Annotated in this window: 14 protein-coding genes and 2 riboswitches; of the genes, 4 read left to right on the plus strand and 10 right to left on the minus strand. The window is 49.6% G+C overall.

What is annotated here, in order from left to right:
• Positions 1-130: 130 nt before the first annotated feature.
• From IC617_RS09605 to htpX, 5 genes are all read right to left on the minus strand, one after another.
• On the minus strand, positions 131-544 hold the full coding sequence (locus tag IC617_RS09605) for a hypothetical protein (protein WP_191144782.1): 414 nt from the start codon (positions 542-544) through the stop codon (positions 131-133).
• A 210-nt stretch (positions 545-754) separates the two neighbouring features.
• Positions 755-2599, minus strand: a complete 1845-nt coding sequence (locus IC617_RS09610; protein ID WP_191144783.1) for a TonB-dependent receptor domain-containing protein — start codon at positions 2597-2599, stop codon at positions 755-757.
• 31 nt (positions 2600-2630) lie between these two features.
• A riboswitch (cobalamin riboswitch) is annotated at positions 2631-2803 on the minus strand.
• A gap of 12 nt (positions 2804-2815) precedes the next feature.
• A complete protein-coding gene (locus IC617_RS09615; protein WP_191144784.1) occupies positions 2816-3676 on the minus strand; it encodes a cobalamin-binding protein in 861 nt (286 codons plus the stop codon).
• Positions 3677-3848: 172 nt separating this feature from the next.
• A riboswitch (cobalamin riboswitch) is annotated at positions 3849-4029 on the minus strand.
• A gap of 39 nt (positions 4030-4068) precedes the next feature.
• A complete protein-coding gene (locus tag IC617_RS09620; RefSeq protein ID WP_439651255.1) occupies positions 4069-4560 on the minus strand; it encodes a low molecular weight protein-tyrosine-phosphatase in 492 nt (163 codons plus the stop codon).
• Between the two features lie 106 nt (positions 4561-4666).
• Positions 4667-5545: a protease HtpX gene (gene htpX / locus IC617_RS09625; RefSeq protein ID WP_191144785.1), complete on the minus strand. Its 879-nt coding sequence runs from the start codon at positions 5543-5545 to the stop codon at positions 4667-4669.
• A gap of 175 nt (positions 5546-5720) precedes the next feature.
• On the opposite strand from htpX, the gene pepE reads away from it, so the two are divergent.
• Positions 5721-6431, plus strand: coding sequence for a dipeptidase PepE (gene pepE, locus IC617_RS09630; RefSeq protein ID WP_191144786.1), 711 nt, complete (start codon positions 5721-5723; stop codon positions 6429-6431).
• 108 nt (positions 6432-6539) lie between these two features.
• Here pepE and IC617_RS09635 read toward each other — a convergent pair whose 3' ends face one another.
• From IC617_RS09635 to bioB, 5 genes are all read right to left on the minus strand, one after another.
• Positions 6540-9575 (minus strand): TonB-dependent receptor, encoded by a 3036-nt coding sequence (locus IC617_RS09635; protein WP_191144787.1) that lies wholly within the window; start codon positions 9573-9575, stop codon positions 6540-6542.
• Between the two features lie 810 nt (positions 9576-10385).
• Positions 10386-11072, minus strand: coding sequence for a dethiobiotin synthase (bioD, locus tag IC617_RS09640; RefSeq protein WP_191144788.1), 687 nt, complete (start codon positions 11070-11072; stop codon positions 10386-10388).
• Positions 11069-11839 carry a malonyl-ACP O-methyltransferase BioC gene (gene bioC / locus IC617_RS09645; RefSeq protein ID WP_191144789.1) on the minus strand — a complete coding sequence of 257 codons (771 nt, stop codon included), beginning with the start codon at positions 11837-11839 and terminating at the stop codon, positions 11069-11071. The genes bioD and bioC overlap by 4 nt, the downstream gene beginning before the upstream one ends.
• Positions 11836-13008: an aminotransferase class I/II-fold pyridoxal phosphate-dependent enzyme gene (locus tag IC617_RS09650; RefSeq protein WP_191144790.1), complete on the minus strand. Its 1173-nt coding sequence runs from the start codon at positions 13006-13008 to the stop codon at positions 11836-11838. Before IC617_RS09650 ends, bioC begins: the two co-directional genes overlap by 4 nt.
• On the minus strand, positions 13008-14066 hold the full coding sequence (bioB, locus tag IC617_RS09655; protein ID WP_191144791.1) for a biotin synthase BioB: 1059 nt from the start codon (positions 14064-14066) through the stop codon (positions 13008-13010). Before bioB ends, IC617_RS09650 begins: the two co-directional genes overlap by 1 nt.
• 107 nt (positions 14067-14173) lie before the next feature.
• Here bioB and bioA point away from each other — a divergent pair, with 107 nt between their 5' ends.
• From bioA to gltB, 3 genes are all read left to right on the plus strand, one after another.
• Positions 14174-15475, plus strand: a complete 1302-nt coding sequence (gene bioA / locus IC617_RS09660) for an adenosylmethionine--8-amino-7-oxononanoate transaminase (protein ID WP_191144792.1) — start codon at positions 14174-14176, stop codon at positions 15473-15475.
• Between the two features lie 153 nt (positions 15476-15628).
• Positions 15629-16069 carry an early set domain-containing protein gene (locus IC617_RS09665; RefSeq protein ID WP_191144793.1) on the plus strand — a complete coding sequence of 147 codons (441 nt, stop codon included), beginning with the start codon at positions 15629-15631 and terminating at the stop codon, positions 16067-16069.
• Positions 16070-16608: 539 nt separating this feature from the next.
• A complete protein-coding gene (gltB, locus tag IC617_RS09670) occupies positions 16609-21207 on the plus strand; it encodes a glutamate synthase large subunit (protein ID WP_191144794.1) in 4599 nt (1532 codons plus the stop codon).
• Positions 21208-21214: the final 7 nt, after the last annotated feature.

Below are 21214 nucleotides of genomic sequence, written 5' to 3' on the forward strand. Positions count from 1 at the left end.
ACGCCAAGACGTGAGTGATTGTTAAGATTTTAATGACCGATTCATCACGAAATACCAATCTGTTCGAATCGCAAACACAAAAAAAGCCAGCACTTGGAAGCGCTGGCTTTTCTATCTGAATCTGGTCTGATTATCGCTTAGCGAGTTGATGTTGACGGTAAAGCGTGACTAGCGAACCGTCGGTGTTGCGGTAAGTCAATTGGTCGTCGTTCACTTCGATGATTTCATCACACCATGAGCTGCCGACTGGCATTAACTCAGGATGGCTCGAATTAGTCACGGTTAAGCAGTTGCTGACGTCAAACTTTTGTTTCACGTTATAGAAGGCTTCGATTTCATAACGAATGTTGGTTTGCGGCACCGTGCCCCAAGACCGAGTGCTGCCGTCAGTAAAGTACTGATCATAACCCCAAAATGTTTCGCCACCATCATCAGAGCTACCCCAAATACCTACCAACTTCTGAGGATCAATATGCTGACCTGCAACAGCAGGCGCGTTGACCAATGCCAGCAGGCTGATAATAAGGGCAGAAACTACTTTCATGTCGGCATCCTTCGAGGAGACATAGCACAATGGTGCTAGGCGATGTGTTCGGCGGCCAATTTATAATCACAGCGAAATCAAATCTGCGACACGGATCGATGTTCCCTATTCCTGTTAAAAACTCATTATTCAATTGTGAAGAAGATCTCAATTGGTCAAAAAAAAGCCGCTTGAAATAGCGGCTTTTTTATCAACTGAGTTGTTTAAGGTTTAGTTATTGGCAAATTCCACCGAGATAAAATATTGCGCACCCGGTATGTTATAGCCCACGGCAGAGCGATAATTCTCATCAAAGACGTTATCAGCCTTAGCTCGCACAACCCACGATTTATTAATGTGATAGCTTACCGCCAAATCGACTGTTTGATAGTCCTTTAAGCGCACGCCCGCATCATTACGCTCGCCAACATAGTCATAAGCCAATAAAACATCGAGCTGCCGCCAACTAACATTGGCTTGGTAGCCAGCAGTTTTATGAGGGCGGCGGTTTAACTGACTGCCGGTACTATCATCGGTGGCGTCCATGTAAGACAGAGCCAGTTGATGATCAATGCCAAACCAAGCTGCAGTAGCGGTAACTTCACCGCCCTTGATGGTGGCACTGTCGACGTTTTGAGGCGCGCAGTTCCAGTTTTCATCACAGACATAACCATCGATCAGATCATCAACGTCAGTGCGATATAGGCTGGCATCAACACCAATGCCGGCAACGTGTGCCCGTACTAACAATTCGTAGCTATCTGACGTTTCCGGTTTTAAGTCGGGGTTGCCGGCAAAACCAAAGGATTCGGGATAATACAAATCGTTAAAGGTTGGCGCCTTGAAGGCATGTCCGGCTGCTACACCAACAGTGAACTGAGGCGCAAAGCGATAACCAAAGCTGGCGTTGTAAGTCACCTCCGAGTCGACTTTTTCAACATCATCGTAACGCAATGCTGCTTCTGCTAACCAGCGCTGGTTGTCATATGCTGCATGGCCAAATAGCGCCCATGTATCGCGCTCATCAACGGTAAAATCATTGGTTGCTTTGACTTCGTCGCGATACCAATCGCCGCCGCCAGTAATGGTCCACTCTGGCGTTACGGCATAACGATTGACACTACTCAGTTGAGTGCGGCGGGTTTCGAAACTAGATTTGTCTTCAACCAGATCGCCGGTGAAATAATCGAAGTAATCAATAAAGCTAATTTGGCTATCGCGGCTTTGTGACACGGTTAGTTCACTCTCCAGCGCGCCTTGCTGATATCTGGTGTTGAGCATCAGTAAGTGGTTGCGGTAGTCCTGGCGATTATCAACACCAAAACTGTCGTAATCGAGGCTACCATCATCAAGCTGCGCCACCCAATCGAAAGTCACCGTCTGATTTAACGCATAGTCGCCGCGCAATGCCGCTGACCAACGGTCGTAACCATCATCGTCATCTTCGCCATCATCGCGAACATCAAAACCATCACTGTCTTCATAACTCAGCGCAATGGTTGAGCTTCCCTTTTGATAGCCAACGCCAACGGCGCCATCGAGGCTTTTGTATGAATCGGAGCCGGTTTGCGCCGATAGCTGGTATTGACCACCTTCGAGCCGACGGGTGTAAATATGAACAACGCCACCCAGCGCTTCTGAGCCCCAAAGCGCCGCTCTTGGCCCTTTAAGTACCTCAATCCGCTCGATCTGCTGAACCGGAATCGTCGACAACTCTTTGTAACCAAGGGTGGCTGAGCCAACACGGACACCGTCAACCAAAATCAAAGTGTGGTTGGAATTGGTGCCACGGCTAAAGATACTTTGCTGCTGCCCCGCTCCGCCTAGTTGTGCGATCTCAATACCAGCAATCGGAGCCAACACATCGCCGATTGATTTGGCTTGCATGGCGGCAATTTCAGCACGCTCGATAACAGCTACCTGAGCAATGATCTGGTTACTATCAACAGGCATTCGGCTGCCAGTGACGATCAAACGCTCAGTGCCATCATCTGCGATACTCGTAAACGGTGCGGATGACAATGCTGCGGCAACGGCTGCAGCCAGCAAATGGTTGTGTTTCCCTTTAAATATCATGTGTATGCAGAAGCACCCTCCGTACTTCGTCCTATGTTGTTATATTCAGGCCGGTCTCCGGGCTGCTGTTTTTCACGTTGTACCTTCCCAGCACAATAGCCAGTGGTCTACACAACGCATCACAGTTACCGTTGCGGGGGCAGCGTTGGCCTCACACCAACTTCCCGTTTCACCCTGTCGGGCACCTGAAATTTAAAAGTGAGCGACTAACAGTCGCTACTGTTTCGTGGTCCTCGCACCATACAATTGTCGAAATTCATCGATGCGACGACAGAGCCGCTCAGCCTCATCAAGCGCCCGAGGGGTCATGCGATGAAGCTGATCGGAATCTGGGTAAATCATGGCGTTATTGGCCACAGCCGGGATTTGCGGCCAGGCTTGCCAATCGGTCAATGGCACGCCACGAGCCGAGTCTTTTGGTTGAATAATGATCTGTGGTTGAGCCGTGACGACATGCTCGACACTGACGTGGGGATACTCGCCAATAGCGTCTAAAAACACATTACGAGCACCACATAGCTCGAGACTTTGTTGCGGCCAGCTGCCTTGGCCAACCGTGGTCAGCGGCTGTGGCCAAAGCTCATAAAACACGCGAAGTGCTGATTTGTGATGAAATTGCTGGCGGACGTTTGCCAACTTAACCGCATAGTTGCCGGCGATTTGTTGGGCGGCCTGCTGGTGCCCAAGCAATGTGCCAAGCTCAGTGATGGCTAAAGTGACATCATCAAAGTTACTAATCGTTAGCCAGTGGGTTGTCACGCCTAAAGCTTCAAGCCGTTGAACCGCCTGTGGCGATGAGCCGCCGCGCCAGGCGATGACAACATCAGGCTTTAACGCCAATACTTGCTCGATGTTGAGCTGCGCATAATTGCCAACGGTGGGTAGCTTTGATGCTTCGGCGGGAAAGTTGCAATGTTCGACCACGCCCACAAGCTGTGGACCTGCGCCGATGGCATAGATTAATTCGACCAAGTTCGGAGCTAGGGCAATCACCCTTTTAGGTTCGGCAGCAGCAATCGAAGTCCAACTGAACGCAAGCAATAGCGTCGACAGCCATGCCAGCCATAGTGCACGCATTGTTGGGCTGTGTGGTTTGCAAAGTGGATGTTTGAATCGTTCCATGAGGACAGTTGCCGCCGTCGCTAAAGTAAGTCACTTTTTCACCGGAGGACAACAACGCAGTACGACTTACTGGGCAGACAATAACCCAATAAATCAGACAACAGCGCCAAGTTACCCGCTTGGTGATACCGAGAAGAATGTCATGGCAGGTTTCCTGGCTCAACGGGGTTGCCCAACAAGCGCCTTCCCAATACCTTGGTATCAGTGGCTTATACCTGTCAGCCCGTATTACAGTTGCGGGAACAGCTGCGGTCTTCCACCGCATTCCCTATTAAACTCTTGCGAGTACCATTTGCGCGCTGTTATACCTTAGCACTGTGCAAACTGCAACTAGATGTCGTTAACAATTAACGTTGCGAAGCGGCGATGTGTTCGACTAACCCCTGACTTGCATCTTCAATTAAATCAAGCACTAGTTCAAAGCCACGCTGGCCACCATAATATGGGTCTGGTACTTCGCTGAATTTTTGTTGGGTCGAAAAGTCCAGCATTAACTTCACCTTATGGCGAACATCTTCGCTCGGGCATAACGCCATTAAGTCATCGTAATTGGCTTGATCCATCGCCAACAGCAAGTCGAAATGAGCAAAGTCTTCAACCACAACGCGACGCGAGCGAATCGCATCAAAGTCATAACCACGGGCCTTGCCGGCTTCCATACTGCGAGGGTCCGGCTTTTTACCAACGTGATAACCAATGGTGCCGGCACTGTCGATATGCACTTGCAGTTGGCGTTTTGCGGCATGTTGGCGGAACACTGCTTCTGCGGTCGGCGAACGGCATATGTTGCCCATGCAGACCATCAAAACCGAATCGATACGTTGACTAGCTGTCATCATTCTTCACCACTTTGTTAGTCACGACCAACTGAATGACTATTCAAAACAAAAAAACTCCCGACTAGCGGGAGTTTATAACCTAGAGCTGGCGCTGTGTACAGCGCGCTTAGCGAGCAGCTTCGAGAGCGGCAATACGTTTTTCAATTGGTGGATGGCTCATAAACAACTCAGCCATGCTTGATTTGCCGTTGATGCAAAACGCGGCCAACTGCCCTTCCATTTGCGGCTCGTGGCTTTGGCTAAGACGGCGCAATGCTTTGATCATCGTCTGATTGCTGGTCAGGTAGGCGCCACCGGCATCGGCAATGTATTCACGACGACGCGAGAACCACATGACGATGATACTGGCCAGCAAACCAAATACGATTTCTAGCACAATCACAACACCGGTATAGGCAAGCCAACCTAGGCCTTGACCGTTATCATCATTGCGCGCCACTGCCGAACTGATTGCTTGGGCGATTAGACGTGCCAAGAAGATCACAAAGGTATTCACAATGCCTTGGATCAGCGTCATGGTCACCATGTCGCCGTTGGCAACGTGACTCACTTCATGGCCCAACACGGCTTCCACTTCGTCTTTGTCCATCGATGTCAACAAACCAGTAGACACCGCCACCAAGGAGTTGTTTTTACTTGGCCCAGTGGCAAATGCGTTCATATCAGGCGAATCGTAGATGGCCACTTCTGGCATCGCGATGCCTGCGGTTCGCGCCTGGCGCTCTACCGTTTCAACCAACCAACGCTCGGCTTCGTTACGCGGCTGTTCGATGACATGAGCACCCGTTGAGCGCTTGGCCATCCACTTACTCATGTAAAGGCTGACAAATGCACCACCAAAACCAAACAAGCCCGCAAAAATGGCAAGCCCGGCAATGCTGCGCGTGTCTTGAATACCAAAGAGGGCAAAAACAATGTTTAGGACAATGCTAAACACCACCATTACCGCAATGTTGGTCAATAAAAACAAAGCTATACGCTTCATGGTTTCCTCATCCAGTGATAATAATTATGGCTATGCAACAGATAATTGGGGAACTCGCAGAGAGTTTCAAGGTTTGTCACGCAGGTTTTGTCACTGTTACCACTTCCTGCTTATGGTAGCCTACCTTCTGTTGGTCCAGACCCTAATCACTCTGACAGAGTTTTCTTAATCTAATATGAACAATAAACACTTGTTATTATTGAGCGCATCGCGCGCTGGCAATACGCCCTATCTGACTCACGCCCTGCCGTTAATCGCCCCCTTGGTTGATGACAGTATTAAGCGCATTGTGTTCATTCCCTATGCTGGCGTTACCATCACGCACAAAGACTACACTCACATGGTGCAACAGGCGCTGGCTCCTTTGGCCATCGAGATCCACAATATCGATGATTATGACAAACCCGATCAGGCGATATTTGACGCCGATGCGGTGTTTGTTGGCGGCGGTAATACCTTTCGCCTATTAGAGCGACTATACGCCCTGCAACTGGTTGAACCGCTTAAAATTCGGGTCAATGAAGGGATGCCCTATGTCGGTTGGAGCGCGGGTTCGAATATTGCTGGCCCAACCATTTGTACCACCAATGACATGCCAATTATCGAGCCGCCGAGCCTCAAGTCGCTTGCTCTGGTGCCATTTCAACTAAATCCGCACTACACCGAATGGAAACCGGACGGTCATAACGGCGAAACTCGGCTACAACGACTAACCGAATATTTGGCGCTGAATCCAACCGAGCGCATTTTAGCCATGCCCGAAGGCAATGGCCTGCTGGTTCGAGGTAATGAAGGGCAAATTCTCGGTGATCCAATGAGTCACTGGATTTCTGTTGGCGGCACCAAAACGGAAATCGACCCGAACAGGCCGTTTCGATTGGCATAGTTCGGTTAGCTTAGTCTGGCTGACATCGTTGGATTATTTAAGTCCATATCTAAAAAGCAAAAAGCGAGCTTAATAGCTCGCTTTTTGGTGTTCTAATTGGCTTAACGATTAAAAGTTAGCGCGTACGCCCAAGGTGTAGCGGCGGTCAGCTTCGGTGTTTCTAAAGTCATGACCTTGCGCTGTGGTGTAAATTAATGGTTCGCCGGTCAAGTTGACCACGTTACCCACCACGGTCCAGGTTTCATCAATGTCGTAGCTAGCCGAGTAATCCCACTGACCACGCGCCTCGCGATAGACATTACCTGCGGTTGGATCGTAATTGTCAGCAGTCGGATCGGTTCGATCGAAGTCCGAGCCGTAGCCTTTCTTACCACCCTGCCAAGTACGCTTGCCGTAATCTTCTTCATCCATAAACTCATCACGCCAGTTGTAGGCCAGACGGGTTTGGAAACCTTCCCACTCCCAGTAAAGCTGGAAGTTAAAGGCATGTTCAGAGATGTTTTCCAACGGCAACTTGTTCGGCTGCTCACTATCGGCATAGGTGTAGTTGGTGCTGACGCCCATACCTGCCCATGGCCCTGGCAAGAAGTCGAATTGCTGCTGATAAGCCAGCTCAAGACCATACACTTCACCACTACCGCCGTTGGTTTCACGGCTAATGGTAATACCGGTTAGGCCTTGGTTACGCAGATCGGTAACGTACTGCTCGCCGTTTGGCATGTTTGGATCGGCGATATTAACATCGCTCTGGCTTTCACCGGCCACATCAAGAATACAGATGTTCTTCCACTCTTCACCAACAGATTGATCGTTGATGGTCCGCGAGTTGGCCTCACAGCTGCTCACAGGCACGGTAAAGGACTCAACATCTTTATAGAAAATTGCCGCCGACACCATGCCACCTTCGCCAAAGTAATGCTCAATCGACAAGTCATATTGAGTCACACGCTTTGGATCCAGATCGTAAGAGCCTTGGCTACCGTCAATGAGCGTCATACCAATATCAAATGCTGGGCTTAAATCACCAAAGTCAGCACGACGCATTACCTTAGCAGCGGCAAAGCGGGCGATGGTGTCATCATTAATCGACCAGTTGACGTTCAAGCTTGGCAAGAAGTCCGAATATTCGTTGGTACCGGTCAGTTTGTTGCCTTTAACCGACAAGTTCTTATCCTGCTCAAGAATGGTTTGTAATTCTTCATCTGAGTAGGAGTGAATGATGGTCGAATCCAAATCAGTTTCGACGTAACGCGCACCAACAACGGCGGTGATTTCATCAAAGTCCAAATGGAATTGGAGGTAGACAGCGCGAGTATCTTCCTCAATTTTTTTCCACTCATCTTCAAGGTCAGTCATGTTGTCAGCAAGCGAGCCAGTCGTGGCATAATTGGTGCCGGCCAGCCATTGTTGCATACGCGCAAAGGTGCCTTCAGCATCGTTACGCAACAAGCCAGCTTTGTATACCGCAACTGGACCAGTTAATGAGTTAAAGCCATTGCCATCGATTTGATCGAACTGGTTGCTATAGCTCTTGGTGTAAATTGCATCCGCCCAAATATCATCATCTAAGAATGCTGGCGTGACGTATTGGCCGTCCTTATCACCGCCAACGTATTTGGCTTTTTTGTAGGCATCTTTAAAGGTGCTGCCGTTGTCATTTTGCAATTCTGCCGTGTGGAATTCGTACTCACGGCTGGTGACACGAACGCCCGACTTCACGCTAGAGATCCAACTGACGCCCATCGGTTCGGCATATTCCAAATCAAAGCGCACAGCGGTTTCGTCGTTCTCGGTCTTCGACTTGTCGTAGAACATTTCACGAATCGCCATAGTGCCAGGGTTAGTCAGCGCCGTTGGATCGGCATACTCAATGCCCGGCAGCTTGTCACTGCGATAGCTGACAACAGCGTCGAATGAATTCATGAAGCTGCCAGGACTGACATTTGGATTTTCGGCATAAGCCGCTTCATAGGCTTCGCGATCGACTGGACGCAGGTTGAGCTGCGAATCCACATCGTTTTCTTCTGAGCCAGTGATGGCAATCTCACCAAATAGTTTGAGCTGATCGGTCACTTGCCAATCACCGCCCAAGGCATGGGAGTAACTGTCATTTTCAGCAAAGTCACTCTCAGTTTTTGGGATCACGAATACATCTTGCAGGGTGTATTCCATTAACTGACCAGAGCCACTTTGGAAGGTATTTTCATTGGCAATCGGCTTGGTTACGACATCCAAAAAGTCATGGGCTGACTGACCGCCTTCCAGTTCGGAATAGCTTAAATCAAGGTAAACGTTACCTTCGTTTGATTGTGGCGCCCATTGCAATGACAAACCGTAAGCAGTGCGCTCGCGGCTTTCTTCTTTCATCCGTACGGTGTTTTCACTGCGCACGGTAAAGGTATCGTTCGGGCCGTTACCCACTTCATCAAAGCCATCAATGCTGTGGTATGAATTCATCTTGGTTTGGAATTCATCTTGGCGGATTTTACGGTCAAGGTAAGACACCACAAAGCTCGCGCCAAACAAACCATTGTCACCTAAATCCCAATTAGAGCCAGCCGCAGCGGTAATTTTCGGCGCCCAGTTTTCGGTTTTATCGGCGTATTCAGCGTCTACGGTAATGGCAACCATTGGCTCTTGTAGTTCAAGTGGGCGAATGGTCTGCATGTTGACCGTGCCACCCAAGGCGCCTTCAATCATATCGGGGGTTGGTGATTTCACCACTGACACGGTTTTTAGGAAGCTTGATGGAAAATCAGAGAGCGAAATTCCGCCTCGGCCAGAGCCGGAAGTCGATCGACCATTAAGCTCGACACGGTTTTCATCGATACCACGAATGGTGACGTTTTCGCCGACACCAAAGTCAGATTTAATCGAAACACCAGTAATACGCTGCAATGCCTCAGCGATGTTGTTGTCAGGTAACTTACCAATATCCTCAGCAACAATGGCGTCAACGATCTGGTCGGAGTAACGCTTTTGCCGTGCAGACTCAGCCAAGCTGCCAGAAATGCCGCGGACCTGAATAATTTCAACATCATCAGATTGTGCTGTTTGCTCTTCCACTGCTACTGCAGTGGACATTAAGCCGATTGTCGATGCGGTTATCACCGACGCTGCAATTTTAGAAAGTTTAAATTGCATTCCTTTTCCCCTTGTGAGGTGGCTCTTGTTTTTAGTGAGATATCCATCTGAGCCACTTTTTGAAAAGTTAGTGTGTTGTTTCAAACCAAAATCTTGTTGGAAGAAAGCGAGCAAATATTTTCACAGCACCAACAATTGTTCAACCAAGAGGTAATACGAAAAAAACAACCAATAAACAATCTTAAAATCATAAATGCTAAATTATTGGACAAGCCAATATTGGTAATATGGCCAAACAAATCGAAATATTTTCGAATTTCTAACAAATTATTTACGTATGTGGAAAATGATTGGTAAAACAGCCGATCATTCTTTTGTACTCGGCTTATGCACCAGCAATGACGGCATCAACGATGAATTAAACATGAGGGGCACCGCTAGCCAATTGGGCGACCAAAATCTGCAATAAAGTCGCCATTTAGATTAACGAAACGGATAAGTTGAAAAGTTGGTTTGGCAAATTATCTGAGATTGGCTGTGCCAACCATCTCAGTAGACTGGATCAAAATCTGTAACGATGAGGCCACTTTTTTGCAGCCCCAATTTACATTATTAACTATTGATTTTTATGAATAATTAAAGTTTATTTTCGAAATAAAACTGATTCAGTAAGGTCCGCTAAAACTAACGAAAACAAAGAACCGATCACACTCTGAACAACCAAGGTTACCAATACAAAAATGATGGTCAGTTTGTGATGCAATACTCAATTCTAATTTTGTTAGGCAACAGAATTAACCAATCAACACCGACCCACTGATCTTAAAGCTCGTTTTATAGCGTAAATGCCGATACGAATTGGTCAAACAATTAAATTTTAGACAGGCCAACTTCTAAGTGTGGCCAGATATGAACTGGACTCGGATTGTCCAGATGAGGAACGATGCCAAGGCAAGGCGCTGGTAATAGCGCGTGCAGCGATGCGATGTTTTGCTCTTTCACCGACATATTCGGATCAACAGTATTGCCAATCCAGCCGACAATATGACAATCGTCCTGACTAATTGCTTCCACCGTTAGTAATGCATGATTTAAGCAACCAAGCTTTAGTCCAACGACGAGGATCACTGGCCAATGACGACGTGCTGGCCAATCGGCTAAGGTCTCACCCGCTAAGTTCAGCGGCAAACGCCAGCCGCCAGCCCCCTCGACCAACTGAAATTCCGTTGGGTGTTTGCCATTTAATTGCGCAAAGTGTTGATCGATCGCTGCCAAATCAATCTGCTGGTTGCCCTGCTCGGCCGCGATATGAGGTGCAATGGGCGGGGCAAAACACACTGGGTTAATATCGCTCGCGCTAACTGCCACCGAGCTGTTATCAGCAAGCGCTCGGGCATCGTCATTGACCAACACGCCATTGTGTTCAGCAGCGCCAGCGGCGATAGGTTTATAACCAAGGCAAGATTTGCCCTGTGATTTCAATCCGTAAAGAATGGCCGCGCTGATCGCCGTTTTACCGGCATCGGTATCGGTTGCAGTGACAAACAGTGTTTTCATTTACTCACCACGCCGTAGTAGATCTGGTAGGTCAATGGCAGCCCCTCATCGGTGCGATACCCTTCATAGGCTTGATGGAATTTCTGCCACAGTTGACGGCCAATCAAGCCTTTGCGTTTTGCCCCAATTACGGTATTCGCACCAACATCGCGAATCGATGCAAATAGGCTTTTAATATCCGGATACCAGAACGTATGCGGCCGCACGACGCCGATGGCTTTGTGTAACTTAGCTTGAGTGATGGACTGCTCAAGGCTGGCAACACTGGCAAAACGATTGACGTGATCGTAATCATCAACCTTGAGCCAGGACTTTTTCAGCTGCCACAACGAACCTTCCATGACACAACTAAACACCAAGCTGCCGCCAGGCTTTAGCACCCGTTGAGCTTCCTCAAACACGCTATTGAGATCACTGACCCATTGCAGTGCCAATGAACTAAAAATCAAATCTACCGAGTTATCAGTAAATGGCAGATATTGCGCATCGCCTTGAATCGCTACCACTTTGTCACTGGCTAATCGACATTGCTGCAACATCGCTGGGCTGAGATCGATAGCAAACAATTGCTCAGCAACCGAAGCCAGTGCCGGCGCAAAGCTCCCTGGGCCGCAGCCAAGGTCAATTGCCACTGGCGCCTTACGCACCGGGTTGTACGCCAATAGATTACGGCCGACTTGCTGCTGCACGGTGGCCGCTTTGTGGTAGCGTTTTGAGGCACGCGAAAACTGCCGCGCAACGGAGGGTTTAACCTCGATGACTGTCATTCAAAGTGCTCCTGCATACGTCCCATGATGTCACTCAGGGCCGCAACACAATTTTCTATATCCTGCGCGGTGTGGCTGGCACTAATGGTCAGCCGCAAACGCTCTTGTCCTGCTTTAACGGTTGGCGCGCGAATCGCGCCAATGGCAAAACCACGCTGACGCATTTGCTCTGCAATGGCGATCACACGGTCATTGCCCGGCGCCATAATGGGTTGAATCGCCGTGGTTGATGGCAACACGGCCAAGTTCGCTTGCTGAGCCAATGTCCGGAAAAAATCAATTCGCTGGTGCAGCGAGCGGACCAAATCGGGCTCATCAACAATGCGTGTCAATGCGGCACTCACCGCTGCTGCCATCGCCGGCGGCATTGCTGTGGTATACACATAGTGGCGACAAAACTGAGTGAGATACTCAATCACGTCCTGCTCCGCCGCGACCATTGCGCCGCCAACCCCAAGCGCCTTACCAAAGGTCGCCATGTAAATATCGATATTCGGCTCAAGGCATGACGCTCCGAGTCCATGTTCACCGATGACGCCAAGACCATGGGCATCATCAACCATAAACATCGCTTGATGTTGCTGGCTGAGCTTGGCTAATTCGTTCAGCGGCGCTTGATCACCGTCCATGGAAAAGACCGATTCGGTGACCAGTAACTTGCCTGCAGCTTGGCGCTGCAGTTGCCGCTCGGCACTATCTAAGTCGTTATGGCGATAACGCACGCTGTGGCCATCGCAATGTAAACCGGCATCAATCAGCGAAGCGTGGTTGAGCTTATCCTGAATCAGCAAGTCGCCTTGTTTGATTAACGCGCCAATCACGCCTTGATTCGCTGCGAAGCCAGAGCCGAACAGCAGCACCTGCGGTTTTCCAGTGAGCTCAGCCAACTGCTGGCACAAAGCATGGTGCAAGTGGTGGTAGCCGCTAATCAGCGCCGAGCCACCACTGCCGACGCCGTATTCATTGGCGGCAGCCACAAACGCGCGGCAAACCGTCGGATCATTGGCTAAGCCAAGGTAATCATTACTGGCAAAATTGATCTGGAACTGGCCATCGCGATGAGCCAACAATCGGCCATGCCCAGAGGTGCGCACCACTTGCTGACGCCAACGCCCTTGCTGGCGCTGAGTCTGTAAAGCCGCACTGATCCGTTGCCTGATATTGCTCATTAAGTCGCAGCGTCGTAGAACATGCCTTGGCTTTGTTGCTCTTTCACAGCCTGCTCAATGGCATATTGCTCCACTTCATCGCTATAACCTTTGGACATCTGGGAATTGATCCCCAAGCGGCGAAATAGCGCCCGGTCGGCGTCTTCATCTGGGTTATCTGTGGTCAGCAATTTACAACCATAAAACACACTATTGGCACCCGCTAGGAAACACATGGCTTGCATTTGATCGTTCATTTCTTCGCGGCCCGCACTCAAGCGAACATATGATTTCGGCATCATGATGCGCGCGACGGCAATGGTACGAATGAATTCGAATGGATCGAGGTCGTCCTGATCCGCCAACGGCGTGCCTTCTACTTTGACCAACATATTGATTGGTACACTCTCAGGATGTTGATCGAGGTTGGCCAAATTAAGCAACAAACCGGAGCGGTCATTGGCATCCTCACCCAAACCAACAATTCCGCCGGAGCAAACATTCATGCCCGCCGCACGCACATTGTCGAGGGTGTTGAGACGATCCTGATAGGTTCGAGTGCTGATGATTTCACCGTAAAATTCCGGTGATGTATCGAGGTTGTGGTTGTAATAATCCAAGCCGGCATCAGCCAAGGCTTGCGCTTGATCTTTGGTCAGCATTCCCAGCGTCATGCAGGTTTCCAGCCCCATTTCCTTAACGCCTTCGATCATCTTGATGATGTAAGGCATGTCGCGGTCTTTAGGGTTACGCCATGCAGCTCCCATGCAAAAACGTTCGCTACCGGATTGCTTTGCCTCGGCCGCTTTTTCCAGAACGTCCTGCACTTCCATTAATTTTTGGGTTTCGAGATCAGTATTGTATCGGGCACTTTGTGGGCAGTAGCTACAGTCTTCCGGACAGGCTCCCGTTTTAATCGATAACAAGGTGCTAACTTGCACGGCGTTGGCATTAAAATGTTGCCGATGAACCGACTGCGCCTGAAACATCAGATCATTAAACGGCATGTTAAACAATGCGTTAACTTCATCTAATGTCCAGTTATGGCGGACCGCACCGAGTGGATCATTGAACTCCATGAAACCTTCCTTTCTATTTGCAAAGCGCTTATCTGGCCGCTAGTCTAGCGCCAACCCTATCGCAGTCAACGACAACATATTTAATTATGTTGACTACTGGTTTATTTATGAGCAAATCATTACACCAAGATAACAAGTTGGTTGATACTGACTTTGATCGAAACCATGTCTGGCATCCCTATTCGTCGGCAAATCCTATAAATGATAACTATGCCGTTAAATCAGCATCGGGTTGCGAAATTGAATTGACAAACGGTCAGCGCCTTATCGACGGCATGGCCAGTTGGTGGAGTGCCATTCACGGCTATCAGGTTGCAGCGATTAACCAAGCCATTCACCAACAACTCGAATCCATGAGTCACGTCATGTTCGGCGGGCTCACCCATGGCCCTGCCACCGAGCTATGTCGAAAACTTGTGGCATTAACGCCTGAGCCGTTGCAACGGGTGTTTTTGTCGGATTCCGGCTCGGTCAGTGTTGAAGTGGCAATGAAAATGGCTTTGCAATATTGGCATGGCCAACGGCGTCCGCAAAAGTCTCGATTTATCACGGTCCGCAATGGCTATCACGGAGATACCTTTGGCGCCATGTCGGTCTGCGATCCAGTCAACGGCATGCACAGCCTGTTTAGTGATGCGTTACCACAAGCTTTATTCCTCCCGCCGCCGCCTGCTGGCTTTGATGCGCCGTTGGATAGCGCTTGGCAACAGGAAGTAGCGCAAGCGTTCGAGCTGCATGCCGATAATCTAGCAGCATTTATTATCGAGCCGGTGATCCAAGGCGCCGGCGGCATGCGTTTTTACAACCCGCAGTATTTGGGCTTTATCAAACAGCTCTGCGAGCAACACGCGGTACTTTTCATTGCCGATGAAATTGCCACCGGTTTTGGCCGCAGTGGCAAAATGTTTGCCGTTGAGCATGCCGGCATATGCCCAGACATCATGTGCTTGGGTAAGGCATTGACCGGCGGTACCTTATCGCTGGCCGCCACACTATGTACCAACGACGTCGCCGAAACTGTGTGTCGTTCCGCTGCAGGTGTATTTATGCATGGCCCAACGTTCATGGGGAACCCATTAGCTTGTGCTATTGCCAATGCCAGTATTGAGCTATTGTTGGCCTCTCCTTGGCAACAGCGGGTGCATGCCATTGAGCAAGTCCTGACCGTTGGGTTGGCGCCATGTCGAGACATTGATGGCGTCGCCGATGTGCGCGTATTAGGCGCGATTGGTGTGGTTGAAATGAAACAAGCAATCGACGTGGCCACACTACAAGCAAGAGTCATGGCCAATGGCGCTTGGATCCGCCCGTTCGGCAAACTGGCGTATGTGATGCCGCCATTTGTTATCAGCCAACAACAACTACAACAACTGACTGATGCCATCTGTAAAGCGGTGGAACCGGTTTAATTGCCATCAGCCTAAAATCGACTTGCAAATATGCGCAGGTCGTCAACCTTCTGGAGCAAAAGCTTTGCTATAAGTCGTTGTACCTATGGCTAGGTTCCGATACGCGGCTAAGTATCGGTTTGAAACAATAAACAATTCCAAAAGGAAAAGGCTATGTTCAAAAAAATTCTGGTGGCCTCATTGGCTGCATCAGCACTTCTCTCTGGTTGCTCTTCTACTGCCGACGGTGGCAGCGCTGCGGTAAAACCTCTAAGTGACTACTTCTTTGTCCGTGGTGACTTCAATGGTTGGAACGCCGATCCAAAACATAAGGTTCAGCCCACTGATCAAGCCAGTGTCTACATGGCAACCATTCCGTTGTCTGCTGGTGACACGCTGGGCTTCAAATTTGCCGATGACCTATGGTCTTCTGGCGCAAACTGCGGCTTTAATAAGAGCGAAGATGAAACCATCGTGCTGGGCAAAGCTGTGCAGGTCAACTGCAATTCGTCTTACTCAAACTTCAAAATCGAAGTGAAGCAAACTGGCAATTACAACTTCTATATCGATGACTCGAAAAAGCCACGGGAGATTTGGGTTGAGCTGGCCAAATAGCGCCATATTGCTCATTTGAATCATCAAGGTCGCCTCAAGGCGGCCTTTTTTGTGGCACTAAAGGCCCATAAATATCGCCCCTTTGCTAGCACACAATTACCATTTTCTTACTGGTCAAAATGCAATCTTATGCATTCAAACGTTAATAGGATGTCACCGCCACTAGTCCTGTTGGCGGCCGCTGCGGAGACTGTGATCTCGCTCGTGCCTTAGATCTAGCTCAACTAAGGGTGTTTTTTTGCTTGTTGTTTGGTTGAAAATCTGGTCTTGTACGCCACTCACTAAAAAACGCATAAATATTCACATCTGCTTCGTTAAAGACGAGCATTAAAGTAAAAAATGTGCATAATATGCGGCTGAATTGAACGCGGCAGCTAGAAATAAACAATAAGCCGTGCTTTGAAATTGGATTTTATAAATATTCATTGATGTTGCTGGCAGAGCCTTCCTCATAAGCGATCGCGACCTTCAAGCATAATGAATTTTGGAAAGTAACTGCTCCGCGACTGTGCCGGAGCAAATAACAGACGGGAACCAATATGACCCAACATAACGTTTCATCTGACGGCCTTTATCGCCCGGATTTTGAACACGATGCTTGTGGCATCGGCTTTGTTGCCAACTTAAAGGGCCAAAAGTCCCACGACATTATTGAGAACGCCCTGACCATGCTGACCTGCATGGAGCACCGTGGCGGTACCGGTTATGACGTCCGCTCTGGTGACGGCGCTGGTATTTTGATTCAAATTCCACACGACTTCTTAGTCAAAGAAGTCGCCAAGCAAGGTATTAAACTGCCGGCATTTGGCGATTACGGTGTGGGGATGATGTTCTTCCCGCAAGACGAGAAGATGGCTGCTCAGTGCCGCAACATCTTTGAAGACAGTGCTAAGAAGTTGGGTCTCGACGTTGCAGGCTATCGTCATGTGCCTGGTGACAACTCAGGCTTGGGTCAGGCGTCTAAAGAAACAGAGCCTCGTATCGAGCAGGCCATTCTGTTTAAGCCAAACGAACTTAATCAAAAAGAATTCCAACGTAAGCTGTTTGTTCTGCGTAAATACACAGCTCACTTGATTAACTCGACCATCGCACGTGAAAAAGATGAGTTCTACATTGCCTCATTGTCGAACAAGACCGTGGTGTACAAAGGTCAGTTCACTACAGCACAAGTGCGCGAGTACTACTTAGATTTGCAAAACGACGAAGTGACATCTGCTTTGGCGATGTTCCACTCGCGTTTCTCAACCAACACCTTCCCAGCTTGGCGCCGTGCCCAGCCGTTCCGCTTTATGTCGCACAACGGCGAAATCAACACGGTCAAAGGTAACGTCAACTGGATGGCTGCGCGTGAAGCGCTGTTTGAATCAGTTGCCTTCTCGAAAGAAGAGTTGGCCATGCTGTATCCGGTTTGTAACCGTGACAACTCAGACTCAGCAAACCTCGACATGACCGTTGAGCTGTTGGTAATGAGCGGCCGTCCACTTGCTCAAGTGATGATGATGCTGGTGCCAGAAGCTTGGCAAACTCAAGAAAACATGGACGCCGTTAAGCGCGCCTTCTACGAGTACTACGCCTGCATTATGGAGCCATGGGATGGTCCGGCTTCGGTATCGTTCACCGATGGTGAAGTGATTGGTGCAACCCTTGACCGTAACGGTCTGCGTCCTTCGCGCTACTTAGTCACTAAAGACGACATGGTCGTCATGGGCTCAGAAACCGGCACCTTGTGTGTTGACCCTGCGTCTGTTGTCAAGAAAGGTCGCCTCCAGCCAGGTAAGATCTTCATCGCCGACTTAAAAGAAGGCCGCATCATTGCTGATGATGAAGTGAAAGCCGACATCTGTTCACGCCAGCCTTACGGCGAGTGGCTCAAAGAAAACAAAGTGGTTCTGGATGAACTGCCAACGCCAACCACCGTAGAGCAACAACCTGCGCTGTTACCATTGCGCATGCGTCAGAAAGCCGCGGGTTATACCCACGAAGATCTCAACGTGATCTTGGCGCAAATGGTGAGCACAGCAAAAGAACCTTTGGGTGCAATGGGTGCCGATAACCCACTGGCGGTTTTATCGGATCGTCCACAGCACTTATCAAACTACTTCAAGCAGTTGTTCGCCCAGGTGACTAACCCACCAATCGATCCGATTCGTGAAGAGATGGTGATGTCACTGCGTACTTACGTCGGTGCCAACAAAAACCTGCTCTCTGAAACACCTGAGCACTGCCACAAGATTGAAATCAAGCAGCCGGTTCTGTCGAACGAACAGCTGATGAAGCTCAAGCATGTTGACCACAACCACATGCAAGCGAAAACCCTCGATGCGCTGTTTAACGCTTCTGGTGAAGCGGGCGAAATGGAAAAAGCACTCGATAAGCTTTGCCGTTATGCCAAAGATGCCGTCAACGATGGTTACAGCATTTTGATTTTGAGTGACCGCAATGCCAACACTGACCACGCTGCGATTCCATCGCTGTTGGCCACGGCAGCCGTTCACCACTACCTGATCAAAAACGGCCTGCGCGCCAAAGCCGACCTTGTTGTCGAAGCGGCAGATGTGCGTGAGACTCACCACTTCGCAACGCTGATTGGTTACGGTGCTTCTGCCGTTAACCCATACCTAGCCATCGAAACTTTGAATGAAATGCGCAACGAAGGTGTCGTTGACCCAGAGCTGAGCGATTCTCAGGTACTGGCTAAGTACACCAAAGCCGTTGGCTCGGGCCTGCTGAAAATCTTCTCGAAGATGGGTATTTCTACGCTGCAGTCTTACCAAGGTGCGCAAATCTTCGAAGCGTTGGGCGTCAACGAAAAAGTTATCAAGCAATACTTCACCGGCACCGTTACCCGTATTCAAGGTGTTGGTCTGGATGAAATTGCAGCTGAAGCACTGAAGACTCACCGTGAAGGCTACCCTGCGAAAAACCGTATTGCCATTGACGATGTGCTGGCAACCGGCGGTGAATACGCATGGCGTCACGATGGTGAGCGTCACCTCTTCAACCCAACCACTATTCGTTTGTTGCAACACTCAACTGCCGACAATAACTACGAGCAGTTCAAAGAGTACGCTAAAGAAGTTGATGATCAGTCTTCAGAAGCGTTCACCTTGCGTGGCTTGCTGAACATTAAGTCGGATCGTCCATCAATCGACATCAGCGAAGTAGAGCCAGCAGAGAACATCTTTAAGCGCTTTGCAACGGGTGCCATGTCATTTGGTTCGATTTCTTGGGAAGCTCACACCACCCTAGCAATCGCCATGAACCGCATCGGCGCTAAGTCCAACTCAGGTGAAGGCGGTGAAGATCCAATCCGCTTTAAGCCAATGGACAACGGCGACAGCATGAAGTCGCGCATTAAGCAGGTTGCATCAGGTCGCTTCGGGGTGACTTCACACTACCTAGCCAATGCTGACGAAATCCAAATTAAGATGGCGCAGGGCGCGAAGCCTGGTGAAGGTGGTCAGCTGCCGGGTCACAAAGTTGATGCTTGGATTGGCCGTACCCGTGGTTCAACCCCGGGTGTTGGTTTGATTTCACCACCACCGCACCACGATATTTACTCGATCGAAGATTTGGCTCAGCTAATCTACGATCTGAAAAACGCCAACCGCGATGCTCGTATCAACGTTAAGTTGGTGTCAGAAGCTGGCGTTGGCACCATTGCTGCCGGTGTTTGTAAAGGGTATGCCGATGTCGTCCTGATTGCCGGTTATGACGGTGGTACAGGCGCATCACCATTAAGCTCAATCAAACATGCAGGTCTGCCATGGGAGCTGGGTCTGGCAGAAACTCACCAGACACTGGTTAAAAACCGTCTGCGTAGCCGTATTACGGTTCAGGCCGATGGCCAGATGAAGACCCCACGCGACCTTGCTGTTGCTACCCTGCTGGGTGCCGAGGAATGGGGTATCGCGACCGCAGCATTGATTGTTGAAGGTTGTACCATGATGCGTAAGTGTCACTTGAACACTTGCCCAGTTGGTATTGCCACCCAGAACAAAGAGCTGCGTGAGCGTTACAAAGGTAAAGTTGAGCACGTGGTGAACTTCTTCACCATGATGGTTCAAGGCCTGCGTGAAATCATGGCAGAACTTGGCTTCAAGACCATTGACGAAATGGTAGGTCAAACTCAGTGTCTGGATATTCGTAAAGACGTTGAACACTGGAAATTCAAGCACGTTGACTTGAAACCACTGCTGCACAAAGAAGAAGCTGCCGAAGGCGAGACGCTCTACAACAGCGTTGAGCAGAAGCACCTGATCCACGACATCGTTGACCGTAAACTCATCGAGCAAGCACAAGCCGCACTGGAAAATGGCGAGCGTGTTGAGATTGAAATGCCAATCATCAACACCGACCGCTCCGTGGGTACCATGATTTCTAACGAAGTCAGCAAGAAATACGGCGCCGAAGGTCTGCCTTACGACACCATCAGCGTGAAATTCAACGGCTCTGCCGGCCAAAGTTTTGGTACTTTCGCCGCTAAGGGTGTGCGTTTTGAACTTGAGGGCGATGCCAATGACTACTTCGGTAAGGGCTTATCGGGCGCGGAGTTGGTGGTATACCCGCCAAAAGTCTCGCCATTCGAGCCACGCAAAAACATCCTGATCGGTAACGTTGCCTTCTTCGGCGGCACTTCAGGTGAAGCCTTCATCCGCGGTATTGCCGGTGAGCGTTTCTGTGTGCGTAACTCAGGCGTTACTGCTGTTGTTGAAGGGGTTGGTGACCACGGTTGTGAATACATGACTGGCGGTAAAGCCATCATCTTGGGTGAAACCGGCCGTAACTTCGCTGCTGGTATGAGTGGCGGTGAAGCGTATGTTCTAGATGTGAACGGCGACTTCGCTAGCAAGTGCAACATGGAAATGGTGCAGCTTGAGAAACTCGAAGACGCAGACGACATTGCCAGCCTCAAAGCGCTGATTGAGAAGCACCAACAGCACACTGATTCCGACGTTGCCGCTGAGCTATTGGCTGATTGGGACGCCGCTATCGCTAAATTCGTTAAAGTCATGCCGGTTGATTACAAGCAGATGCAAGAGTACATGAAGCAAGCTCGCGCAACTGGCAAGTATGAAACTGACAATGACATCGCCGCTGCTGCATTTGATATGCACATGGCTAATTTAGCGAAGTAAGGAGGAG

The sequence above is a fragment of the Neiella litorisoli genome (assembly GCF_014773395.1).
Lineage (GTDB): Bacteria > Pseudomonadota > Gammaproteobacteria > Enterobacterales > Neiellaceae > Neiella > Neiella litorisoli.

Excerpts from the sequence above, each read along its gene's own strand:
- IC617_RS09605 (WP_191144782.1), bottom strand. The coding sequence starts at position 544 with ATGAAAGTAGTTTCTGCCCTTATTATCAGCCTGCTGGCATTGGTCAAC.
- IC617_RS09610 (WP_191144783.1), bottom strand. The coding sequence starts at position 2,599 with ATGATATTTAAAGGGAAACACAACCATTTGCTGGCTGCAGCCGTTGCC.
- IC617_RS09615 (WP_191144784.1), bottom strand. The coding sequence starts at position 3,676 with ATGCGTGCACTATGGCTGGCATGGCTGTCGACGCTATTGCTTGCGTTC.
- IC617_RS09620 (WP_439651255.1), bottom strand. The coding sequence starts at position 4,560 with ATGATGACAGCTAGTCAACGTATCGATTCGGTTTTGATGGTCTGCATG.
- htpX (WP_191144785.1), bottom strand. The coding sequence starts at position 5,545 with ATGAAGCGTATAGCTTTGTTTTTATTGACCAACATTGCGGTAATGGTG.
- pepE (WP_191144786.1), top strand. The coding sequence starts at position 5,721 with ATGAACAATAAACACTTGTTATTATTGAGCGCATCGCGCGCTGGCAAT.
- IC617_RS09635 (WP_191144787.1), bottom strand. The coding sequence starts at position 9,575 with ATGCAATTTAAACTTTCTAAAATTGCAGCGTCGGTGATAACCGCATCG.
- bioD (WP_191144788.1), bottom strand. The coding sequence starts at position 11,072 with ATGAAAACACTGTTTGTCACTGCAACCGATACCGATGCCGGTAAAACG.
- bioC (WP_191144789.1), bottom strand. The coding sequence starts at position 11,839 with ATGACAGTCATCGAGGTTAAACCCTCCGTTGCGCGGCAGTTTTCGCGT.
- IC617_RS09650 (WP_191144790.1), bottom strand. The coding sequence starts at position 13,008 with ATGAGCAATATCAGGCAACGGATCAGTGCGGCTTTACAGACTCAGCGC.
- bioB (WP_191144791.1), bottom strand. The coding sequence starts at position 14,066 with ATGGAGTTCAATGATCCACTCGGTGCGGTCCGCCATAACTGGACATTA.
- bioA (WP_191144792.1), top strand. The coding sequence starts at position 14,174 with ATGAGCAAATCATTACACCAAGATAACAAGTTGGTTGATACTGACTTT.
- IC617_RS09665 (WP_191144793.1), top strand. The coding sequence starts at position 15,629 with ATGTTCAAAAAAATTCTGGTGGCCTCATTGGCTGCATCAGCACTTCTC.
- gltB (WP_191144794.1), top strand. The coding sequence starts at position 16,609 with ATGACCCAACATAACGTTTCATCTGACGGCCTTTATCGCCCGGATTTT.